This is a genomic window from Lactobacillus sp. ESL0230 (assembly GCF_003692805.1).
Classification (GTDB): Bacteria; Bacillota; Bacilli; order Lactobacillales; family Lactobacillaceae; genus Lactobacillus; species Lactobacillus bombicola.
This window is the reverse complement of the sequence record NZ_REHI01000008.1, coordinates 53052-63842: the sequence shown is the minus strand read 5'-3', so window position 1 is coordinate 63842 and position 10791 is coordinate 53052. Positions and strand designations below refer to the sequence as shown.

At 37.7% G+C, this 10791-nt stretch carries 10 protein-coding genes; 9 read left to right on the top strand and 1 reads right to left on the bottom strand.

Annotated features, from left to right (window positions below):
- The first annotated feature begins 3 nt into the window (after window positions 1-3).
- Window positions 4-3666, top strand: coding sequence for a DNA-directed RNA polymerase subunit beta' (gene rpoC / locus F5ESL0230_RS06855; RefSeq protein ID WP_122022141.1), 3663 nt, complete (start codon window positions 4-6; stop codon window positions 3664-3666).
- A gap of 48 nt (window positions 3667-3714) precedes the next feature.
- Here the strand turns inward: rpoC and F5ESL0230_RS06850 are convergent, their stop codons facing one another.
- The gene (locus F5ESL0230_RS06850; RefSeq protein WP_122022140.1) at window positions 3715-4401 is read right to left on the bottom strand and encodes an A24 family peptidase; all 687 of its coding nucleotides are present in this window, start codon (window positions 4399-4401) and stop codon (window positions 3715-3717) included.
- Window positions 4402-4581: 180 nt separating this feature from the next.
- Here F5ESL0230_RS06850 and rpsL point away from each other — a divergent pair, with 180 nt between their 5' ends.
- From rpsL to rplB, 8 genes are all read left to right on the top strand, one after another.
- The gene (rpsL, locus tag F5ESL0230_RS06845; RefSeq protein ID WP_090092326.1) at window positions 4582-4989 is read left to right on the top strand and encodes a 30S ribosomal protein S12; all 408 of its coding nucleotides are present in this window, start codon (window positions 4582-4584) and stop codon (window positions 4987-4989) included.
- A gap of 14 nt (window positions 4990-5003) precedes the next feature.
- Window positions 5004-5474 carry a 30S ribosomal protein S7 gene (gene rpsG, locus F5ESL0230_RS06840; RefSeq protein WP_090092325.1) on the top strand — a complete coding sequence of 157 codons (471 nt, stop codon included), beginning with the start codon at window positions 5004-5006 and terminating at the stop codon, window positions 5472-5474.
- A gap of 21 nt (window positions 5475-5495) precedes the next feature.
- Window positions 5496-7589, top strand: coding sequence for an elongation factor G (fusA, locus tag F5ESL0230_RS06835; protein ID WP_122022139.1), 2094 nt, complete (start codon window positions 5496-5498; stop codon window positions 7587-7589).
- Window positions 7590-8025: 436 nt separating this feature from the next.
- Entirely contained in the window at window positions 8026-8334 is a 309-nt protein-coding gene (gene rpsJ / locus F5ESL0230_RS06830; RefSeq protein WP_046327486.1) for a 30S ribosomal protein S10, read from the top strand.
- A gap of 25 nt (window positions 8335-8359) precedes the next feature.
- Entirely contained in the window at window positions 8360-8989 is a 630-nt protein-coding gene (rplC, locus tag F5ESL0230_RS06825) for a 50S ribosomal protein L3 (protein ID WP_122022138.1), read from the top strand.
- A gap of 14 nt (window positions 8990-9003) precedes the next feature.
- Window positions 9004-9636, top strand: a complete 633-nt coding sequence (gene rplD, locus F5ESL0230_RS06820) for a 50S ribosomal protein L4 (protein WP_122022137.1) — start codon at window positions 9004-9006, stop codon at window positions 9634-9636.
- Window positions 9633-9938: a 50S ribosomal protein L23 gene (rplW, locus tag F5ESL0230_RS06815; protein WP_090092319.1), complete on the top strand. Its 306-nt coding sequence runs from the start codon at window positions 9633-9635 to the stop codon at window positions 9936-9938. The genes rplD and rplW overlap by 4 nt, the downstream gene beginning before the upstream one ends.
- A gap of 15 nt (window positions 9939-9953) precedes the next feature.
- Complete coding sequence (rplB, locus tag F5ESL0230_RS06810) at window positions 9954-10790, top strand: 50S ribosomal protein L2 (RefSeq protein WP_090092317.1); 837 nt, start codon at window positions 9954-9956, stop codon at window positions 10788-10790.
- The last annotated feature ends 1 nt before the right edge of the window (window position 10791 follow it).

Genomic DNA, 10791 nt, shown 5'->3' with positions numbered 1-10791 from the left:
CTTTTGATTGACGTTAATAAATTTGAAAGTATGCAGATTGGTCTTGCATCCCCGAATAAAATTCGGAGTTGGTCATACGGCGAAGTTAAAAAACCCGAAACGATTAATTATCGTACTTTAAAACCCGAAAAAGATGGTTTATTTGATGAAAGAATTTTCGGGCCAACTAAAGATTGGGCTTGTGCATGTGGTAAGTACAAAGGCGTAAGATATCGTGGTATCGTTTGTGATCGCTGTGGGGTTGAGGTTACTTCATCTAAAGTAAGAAGAGAACGGATGGGTCATATTGAATTGGCTGCTCCAGTTACTCATATTTGGTACTTTAAGGGAATACCATCAAGAATGGGATTAATTCTTGATATGTCACCAAGGTTATTAGAAGAAGTAATTTATTTTGCTGCTTATATTGTAATTGATCCGGGTGATACCGACCTTGAATTCAAACAATTGCTAACAGAAGTTGAATATCGAGAACAAAAAGCTAAATATGGTAGTCGATTTGAAGCTAAGATGGGGGCAGAAGCAATTCGTGATCTGCTACGTAAAGTTGATTTGGCCAAAGAAGTTACTGATTTAAAGAAAGAATTGGCGACTGCTACTGGTCAAAAACGTGTTCGTGCAATTAGAAGACTAGATATTTTAGATGCTTTTAAAGATTCTGGTAATAAACCAGAATGGATGGTTATTGATGCCGTACCAGTTATTCCACCGGACTTGCGTCCAATGGTTCAACTAGAAGGTGGTCGCTTTGCTACTTCTGACTTAAACGATCTTTATCGTCGAGTAATTAATCGGAATAACCGGTTAAAGAGATTACTTGACCTTAATGCTCCTAACATTATCGTACAAAATGAAAAGCGGATGTTGCAAGAAGCTGTTGATGCTTTGATTGATAATGGTCGTCGTGGTCGCTCAGTTGTCGGTCCAGGCAATCGACCATTGAAGTCTTTATCACACATGCTGAAAGGTAAACAAGGACGTTTTCGTCAAAACTTACTTGGTAAACGTGTTGATTATTCTGGTCGTTCAGTTATCGATGTTTCACCAAAATTGAAATTTTATCAGTGTGGTGTTCCACGGCCAATGGCACTTGAATTATTTAAGCCATTTGTGATGCACGAACTAGTTAAACGCAAGATTGCATCCAATATTAAGAGTGCAAAACGCAAAATTGATCGTGAAGATGATGAGGTTTGGGATGTACTTGAAGATGTAATCAAGGAAAGAACAGTTCTACTGAACCGTGCTCCTACCTTGCACCGTTTAAGTATTCAGGCATTTGAACCTGTATTAGTGCCAGGTAAATCTATTCGCTTACATCCATTAACTTGTGAAGCTTATAATGCTGACTTTGATGGTGACCAGATGGCTATTCATGTTCCACTATCTGATGAAGCAGTTGCGGAATCAAGATTATTAATGCTAGCAGCGCATCATATCTTGGCACCTAAAGATGGTAAACCGATTGTTACACCTTCGCAGGATATAGTTTTAGGTAACTATTGGTTAACACAAGCTGAAAAAGGTCGTGAAGGCGAGGGAATGATTTTCAATTCCCCAGATGAAGCAACTATTGCTTACAATAATGGTGATATTCATTACCATACAATTATTGGTATGGCTGCTGATTCAATGCCGGAAAAAGCATGGCCGAAGGGCTGTGAACACGGTATTTTTATTACGACATATGGTCGGGTAATTTTTAACCAAATTTTTCCAAAGGATTACTTCTATATCAATGAACCAACTGAAGAGAATTTAAATAATCCTTTAGCAGAAAAGTATTTCTTACATTCAGGCGAAGACATCAATCAAAAAATCGATGATATTGCTGATGAATTAATTTCTACACCATTTAAGAAGTCATTTTTATCAGATTCGATTGCAACAATTTACAAGTATTATCGGGTTCAAAGAACTTCAGAGTATCTTGATGACTTAAAGACTCTTGGTTATACAAGTTCAACCACTTCTGGTATTACTATTGGAATGACTGATGTTCCGGAAATTGATGATAAAGATGAAAAGGTAGCCAAAGCGCACAAGCAAGTTGATGTTGTTTCTAAGCAATTTAGACGTGGGCTAATTACGGAACAAGAACGACATGATCGTGTGATTAGTATCTGGAATGAATGTAAAGATCAAGTTCAAAATGAAATTGCCCAAATATATGATCCACGTAACCCAATTACAATTATGGCTGACTCAGGTGCTCGTGGTAATATTTCTAACTTTACACAGCTTGCTGGAATGCGGGGGTTAATGGCCACACCTAACGGTGGACTATTTGAAATTCCAGTTACTTCAAACTTTAAAGAAGGGCTATCTGTACTAGAACTGTTCATGTCAACTCACGGTGCACGTAAAGGAATGACCGATACAGCGTTGAAGACGGCTCAGTCAGGTTATTTGACTAGACGTTTAGTAGATGTTGCGCAAGATGTGATTATTCGTGAAGAAGATTGTGGTACTGATCGTGGAATTGATGTTCATGCTATTATGGAAGGCGATGAATTAATAGAACCACTCTATGATCGTTTACTTGGTCGATTCACTGCCGAAACGGTTAAAGATCCACAAACTGGTGAAGCAATTGTAGGGCCAAATGTAATGATGGATGAAAATCTGGCGCACCAAATTTGTGCTGCAGGAGTTACTAATGTTAAAATTCGTTCAATTTTAACTTGTGATACATCACATGGTGTTTGCCGCAGATGCTATGGTATGAATTTGGCAACTGGTGAAGCGGTTGAAGTTGGTGAAGCGGTTGGTACTGTTGCGGCGCAATCAATTGGTGAACCGGGTACTCAGCTAACTCTACGTACTTTCCACAATGGTGGTGTTGCTGGTGCCGAAGATATTACACAGGGTCTTCCTCGTGTGCAAGAATTGTTTGAAGCGCGTAATCCTAAAGGTCGGGCTGTTATTTCTGAAGTTGATGGAATAATTGATTCAATTCAAGAAAATCCAGCAGAACACACTCGTGAAATCACAGTTAAAGGTAAAATTGATACCAGAAGTTACAGCGTACCATACACAGCATCTGTTGCAGTTGCTGAAGGTGATGAAGTGAAACGAGGAGCTAAGCTGACCCTTGGTTCAATTGATCCGAAAGAATTAATCCAAGTTACAGATACTTTAACAACTGAAGAATATATTTTAGTTGAAGTTCAAAAAGCTTATAGAATGCAGGGGGTTGATATTTCTGATAAGCACGTTGAAGTTTTAACTAGACAAATGCTTCAAAAAGTTAGGGTTCTTGATCCTGGTGAAACTAACTTGTTACCAGGTGAAATTATGGATATTGGCCAATTTAAGGAACGTAACACGTCAGTAATTATTTCTGGTGGCATCCCTGCAACCGCTCAAAGTGTGATTTTGGGAATTACTAAGGCAGCATTAGAAACTAATAGTTTCTTGTCAGCTGCATCATTCCAAGAAACCACTCGTGTTCTTACCGATGCTTCAATCAGGGGTAAAAATGACCCACTTCTTGGTTTGAAAGAGAACGTTATTATTGGTAAAATTATACCTGCTGGTACTGGTCTCCCAGTTTATCGTAATATGGAACCTGAAGCAGATGTAGCTAAGCCAAAGTCTGTTTATTCAATTGCTGATATTGAAAAACAAATGAAGGAAGCTGACAAGCTAAAGGATCCACAATAATAAATTTTAAAAGAGCTTAATTTCTTATTATAAGAAATTAAGCTCTTTTTAGTTAAGAATCAACTGTATAACTAAACCTAAAAAAAGATAGGGAATAAAAGGTATAGCTTGTTTTTTTGAAAAATTTTTCTTTTCAAGGATGAATTGTGAAAGTAAAAAAATAGAGCCGAATAAAAAAACTTGATTAGCAAAATGCGCATTAAAATATAGTATTAAAATTAAATAGATAATTAAATCGCCGCTACCAAGTTTTTTCTGAAAAATATAGATAACAAGTAAAATTAAAATTGGGAATGCCTCGATATAATCTAATAATTCAGCTTTAAATAAATTGTTAATATGATAGCTTATAGAAAAAAGGGCTGGTAAAAGCATGACGAGGTGAAACTCAGAATGTGTCGCATCATAAATCGCAACAAGCAATAAGCTAAAAATTAAAATAGCTGTTAGCTGTCCTTCAACTTTACTAAAGTCAATCTGAATATAGGCAAAACCACCAATAACTTCGATTAAAAAAAGATGGGCAGAAATTTGTCCATGACAATAACGACATCTGCCACGTAAAAAAATGTAAGAAATAATAGGAAGTTCATCTAGTAAGCTTAATTCACTGTGGCAAATGGTGCAGTGTGATCTAGTGAAGATAAAGTCACTTTGGTTATAATGCTCACAAATTACAGCTGCATGAGAAGCTAAGCAACTTCCAATTATAAAATTGGTTAATAAATAAATCATTTTATAAATTCACCTCAATTAATAATACGTAAAAATAAGTGAAATTTCTTAATAGAATGGATTGATTTTTAATTAGAAGCGTGTAAAATAATCTGTGTGCATTTTGAAGTAATGTTCAGGATAAAAAAGAAACTCCTGGATGTGTGAACAAAATAAACGATTTATAGGAGGAAAAAGTTAATGCCAACCATTAATCAATTGGTAAGAAAAGGTCGTCGGACTAAGACGACTAAGTCAAAGTCCCCAGCTTTAAGCTACGGCTATAACAGTATGAAAAAAGAATTAGTGTCTAACCCAGCACCACAAATGCGTGGAGTTGCTACTCGTGTGGGTACTATGACGCCAAAGAAACCAAACTCAGCTTTACGAAAGTATGCTCGTGTACGTCTTTCTAACTTAATTGAAGTAACTGCTTATATTCCTGGTGAAGGTCACAACTTACAAGAGCACTCGGTTGTTTTAATTCGTGGTGGTCGTGTAAAGGACCTTCCTGGTGTGCGTTACCATATTATTCGTGGTGCTCTTGATACTGCTGGTGTTGATGGCAGAAAACAAGGTCGCTCTAAGTATGGTGCCAAGAAAGATTAAGGAGGAGTTAAATAATGCCTAGAAAAGGACATGTAGCTAAAAGAGATATCTTAGCAGATCCAGTATACAACTCAAAGCTTGTTACCAAGTTAATTAATCACTTGATGATTGATGGTAAAAGAGCTAAGGCATCTGCAATCCTTTATGACGCTTTTAATATTGTTAAAGAAAAGACTGACAAAGAGCCACTTGATGTTTTTGAAGAAGCAATGAATAACATTATGCCAGTTTTGGAAGTTAGAGCTCGTCGTATTGGTGGATCAAATTATCAAATTCCAGTTGAAGTTCGTCCAGAAAGAAGAACAACTTTAGGCTTAAGATGGTTGGTTTCATATGCCCGTTTGCGTAATGAGCACACAATGGATGAGCGTTTAGCTAATGAAATTATTGATGCTTCAAATAACACTGGTTCAGCAGTTAAGAAGCGTGAAGATGTTCATCGCATGGCAGAAGCTAACCGTGCCTTTGCTCATTATCGTTTCTAATTTTTTAAGGAGAGAGAATTTATGGCTAATAAACGTGAATTTCCATTAGAAAAAACACGTAATATTGGTATTATGGCCCACATTGATGCGGGTAAAACCACCACTACCGAGCGTATACTTTACTACACTGGTAAAATCCATAAAATTGGTGAAACACATGAAGGTGATTCCCAAATGGACTGGATGGAAGAAGAAAAAGAACGTGGTATTACCATTACGTCCGCGGCCACAACTGCTCAATGGAATGACTACAGAATTAACATTATTGATACCCCAGGACACGTTGACTTTACAATTGAAGTTGAGCGTTCCCTTAGGGTTCTTGATGGTGCGGTAACTGTTCTTGATGCTCAAGCTGGTGTTGAGCCACAAACTGAAAATGTTTGGCGCCAAGCTGAAACTTACGGTGTTCCTCGAATTGTTTTCATTAACAAGATGGACAAGATTGGTGCGGACTTTGATAAGTCTGTAAAATCTTTACATGAACGTTTAAACGCCAATGCTTTAGCTGTGCAGATGCCGATTGGTTCTGCTGAAACATTTGAAGGCGTCATTGATTTAATCGACATGGTAGCTGATGTTTATGATGAAGACAAGCTTGGGGCTAAATGGGAAACAATTCCAGTTCCAGATGAATACAAAGAAGAAGCAGAAAAGCGTCGTGCTGAATTAATTGAACAAGTAGCTGATGTTGATGACGACATCATGGATAAATACCTTAATGGTGAAGAAATTTCCATTGAAGAATTAAAAGCTGCTATTCGTAAGGCAACGCTAGATTTGAAAGCTTTCCCAGTATTTGCCGGTTCAGCATTTAAGAACAAGGGTGTACAAATGATGCTTGATGGTGTTGTTGATTACTTGCCATCACCACTAGATGTAAAACCTTATGTTGCTCATGATCCTAAATCTGGTGAAGAAGTTGAATTAATTGCTGGTGACGACAAGCCGTTTTCAGCATTAGCTTTCAAGATTGCAACTGATCCATTCGTTGGTCGTTTAACTTATATTCGTGTCTATACTGGTTCACTTGAATCTGGATCTTATGTTTTAAATGCTTCTAAGAACGGTCGTGAGCGTGTTGGTCGTTTATTACAAATGCATGCTAATTCAAGAAGTGAAATTTCTGAAGTCTTCTCTGGAGATATTGCGGGAGCAATTGGCTTAAAGAATACCACTACTGGTGACTCTTTGACTGATCCAGATCACCCATTGATTTTGGAAAGCCTAGAAGTTCCAGATCCAGTTATTCAAGTTTCAATCGAACCAGAATCAAAAGCAGACCGTGATAAGCTTGACGTTGCTTTGCAGAAGTTAACTGAAGAGGATCCAACCTTTAGAGCAGAAACTAATGCAGAAACTGGACAAACTTTAATTTCTGGGATGGGTGAATTGCACCTTCAAATTATGGTAGAACGAATGAAACGTGAATTTCACGTTGAAGCCAAAATTGGTGAACCACAAGTTGCTTATCGCGAAACCTTTACTAAGGAAGCACAAGCACAGGGTAAATTTGTTCGTCAATCTGGTGGTAAAGGTCAATATGGTGACGTTTGGATTGAATTCACACCAAATGAAAGAGGTAAAGGATATGAGTTTGAAGATGCCATTGTCGGTGGTGTTGTTCCTCGTGAATTTATCCCTTCAGTTGATGCCGGGTTACAAGAATCAATGAAGAATGGTATTTTAGCAGGATATCCATTAATTGATGTCAAGGCTAAACTTTATGATGGTAGTTACCATGAAGTTGACTCTTCAGAAGCAGCCTTCAAAGTTGCCGCTTCAATTGCTTTGAAGAATGCAGCTCCTAAGGCTGGTGCGGTAATTCTTGAGCCAATTATGAAAGTTCAAGTGATTACACCCGAAGAATACTTAGGAGATGTAATGGGTTCGATTACTGCTCGTCGTGGTACAATGGACAATATGGTAGACCGCTCGGGTGCTAAAGTATTGAATTCAATGGTTCCACTTGCTGAAATGTTTGGCTACGCAACTACTTTGCGGTCATCAACTCAAGGTCGTGGTACTTTCACAATGGTCTTTGATCACTATGCAGCTACTCCTAAGTCAATCCAGGAAGAAATTATTAAAAATCGTGGCGGTAACGCTGAATAGTAATTTTGTCCTAATGTAAAGATCGAGTTGTTGATAAATTTAATAATTCTTTATTTTAATTAGGCTTAAAAGCATCAAACTACATGAGTAGTTTGATGCTTTTACTTTGAGCCCAATAAAATTCAATCAGTTTAAAAATTAATTTTTACTTTTATTAATGGATTTTTATATATAATAGCTATTTTTTATCAAACAAATTTCGTCTAAATTAATGCTTTAATTTAAATAAAAATAACCCTAACCCTTGATATTTAAGCGTAAAGTAGGTACAATAGTCTTTGTGCATTTAGGGCTTATTCTGCTCTAAAGCACATCTTTGTTGTAGAGCGTTGATGCAAAAGGTTGCGGCACACCAGGATGCATTGCCACAGAAGTGTGCTGGGAATTTTTGCGGAAGCTAGTCATCTTTTAAAGAGGACGTTAAGGAGGTAATTTAATGGCAAGTCAATCAATTCGTATTCGACTAAAGTCATACGAACATGGTATTCTCGATGAATCAGCTGCTAAAATCGTAGCTACTGCAAAGAGGACTGGCGCTGAAATTTCAGGTCCAGTTCCTTTGCCAACAGAAAGGGTTTTATTCACAGTTTTACGTTCACCACATAAGAACAAGGATTCTCGTGAACAGTTTGAAATGCGGACACATAAACGTTTAATTGATATTTTAAATCCAACACCTAAAACTGTTGATTCTTTAATGAAGCTTGATTTACCAAGCGGTGTTGACATCGAAATCAAACTATAAATTTTAAAAAGAAAGAGGTGTAAACATGACCAAAGGAATCTTAGGAAGAAAAGTCGGTATGACTCAAATATTCACTAAAGATGGTATCCTTGTTCCTGTAACTGTTGTTGAAGCAACACCTAATGTTGTTATGCAAGTTAAGACTGTTGAATCAGACGGTTACGAAGCAGTTCAATTGGGCTATCAAGATAAACGTGAAGTTTTGAGCAACAAACCAGAAAAAGGTCATGCTGCAAAAGCAAAGACGTCGCCTAAGCGCTTCATTCGTGAAATCCGCGGAGTAGAGCTTAAGGACTACGAAGTCGGCTCAGAAGTTACTGTGGACACATTTAAGGAAGGCGACGTTGTTGACGTTACCGGAATTACAAGAGGTCATGGATACCAAGGTAACATTAAACGTTGGGGTCAATCACGTGGACCTGAAACTCATGGTTCAAGATACCATCGAATTCCTGGTTCAATGGGTTCCATCATTAACCGTGTACCTAAAGGCAAGCGCTTGCCAGGTCACATGGGTGTGAAAAAAGTTACCATTGAAAACCTAGTAATTGAAAAAGTTGTGGCAGATAAGAATGTTTTATTAATTAAAGGCAACGTGCCTGGTGCTAAAAATTCATTAATTACTGTCAAATCTGCTGTTAAAAATAACGATTAGGAAGGAGGACTAGAATGGCTAATTTAAAAGTTATCGATCAAAAAGGTAAAGATGCTGGTGAAGTTTCTTTAAAAGATGAAGTTTTTGGTATTGAACCAAATGAGAGCGTAGTTTTTGATGCAATCATCAGACAAAGAGCTGGCAAGCGTCAAGGCACTTCAAAAGTGAAGAATAGATCTGCTGTTCGTGGTGGTGGTAAGAAGCCATGGAAGCAAAAGGGTACCGGGCGTGCTCGTCAAGGTTCTATTAGATCACCTCAATGGCGTGGTGGTGGTGTAGTCTTTGGACCTACTCCACGTTCTTATGCATATTCAATGCCAAGAAAGCAACGTCGTTTGGCTATTAAGTCAGTTCTTTCTCAAAAATTAATTGATAATAATTTGATTGTTTTAGATCAGTTGACTATGTCAGCACCTAAGACAAAAGAATTCAAAGCAATACTGGACAGCTTAAATGTTGCAGGCAAAGTGTTGGTTGTTTCAGAAGATAGAAACGTGCAACTTTCAGCTAAGAATTTGCCAAACGTTAAGGTAATCACTATTAATGGTGTTAATGTTGAAGATGTTGTCAATTATGACAAATTAATCTTGACTAAGGATGCTATTGAGAAGATTGAAAAGAATGTTGAGGGGGCTGCAAAAGAATGAGTGCACACGATATCATTTTAAGACCTGTCATTACTGAAAAGTCTACGAATTTAATGGATGATAAGAAGTACACTTTCAATGTGCTTTTAACTGCAACCAAGACTCAAGTTCGTAACGCTGTTGAAGAAATTTTTGATGTTAAAGTTAAAAAAGTTAACATTATGAATGTTCGTGGTAAGGATAAGCGAGTTGGGCGCTATACTGGTAAAACTGCTCGCACACGTAAAGCAATTGTTACTTTAACTAACGATTCAAACGACATCAAAATTTTTAAAGACGAAAATACAGAAGAGAATAAGTAATAGGAGGTCAGTCAATTGGCTATTAAGATTTATAAGCCAACCACAAATGGTCGCCGTAATATGACTTCTTCCGACTTCGCTGAGATTACTACAAGCAAGCCAGAGCGTACTTTGCTTGAGTCACAATCACATACTGCGGGTCGTAACTCATATGGTCATATTACTAGTAGACACCGTGGCGGTGGACATAAACAAAAGTATCGTATCATTGATTTCAAACGTAACAAGGACAACACAAAAGCCGTTGTTAAAACTATTGAATATGATCCAAATAGAACTGCTAATATCGCACTTCTTCACTATACTGATGGTATTAAAACTTACATTTTAGCACCTAAAGGATTAAAAGTTGGTGATATAGTTGAATCAGGTTCTAATGCAGACATTAAGCCAGGTAACGCATTACCATTAAAAGATATCCCTACTGGTACTTCAATTCATAACATTGAGTTGAGACCTGGTAGAGGTGGTCAATTAGTAAGAAGTGCGGGTACTAGTGCTCAAGTTTTGGGTAGTGACGGCAAGTATACGTTAGTTAGATTACAAAGTGGCGAAGTTCGTAAAATTTTGTCAGCTTGTCGTGCAACTATTGGTGTTGTTGGCAATGAACAACATTCATTAATTCAAATAGGTAAAGCTGGTCGTAGCCGTTGGCTAGGCAGACGTCCACAATCCCGTGGTTCTGTAATGAACCCTAACGATCACCCACATGGTGGTGGTGAAGGTAAGGCTCCAGTCGGACGTCCACAACCTATGACTCCTTGGGGTAAGAAAGCTCGTGGTATTAAGACTAGAAATAGTAAGAGAGCCAGCGAGAAGTTAATTATTCGTCACCGTAAAGGTAGCAAGTAAT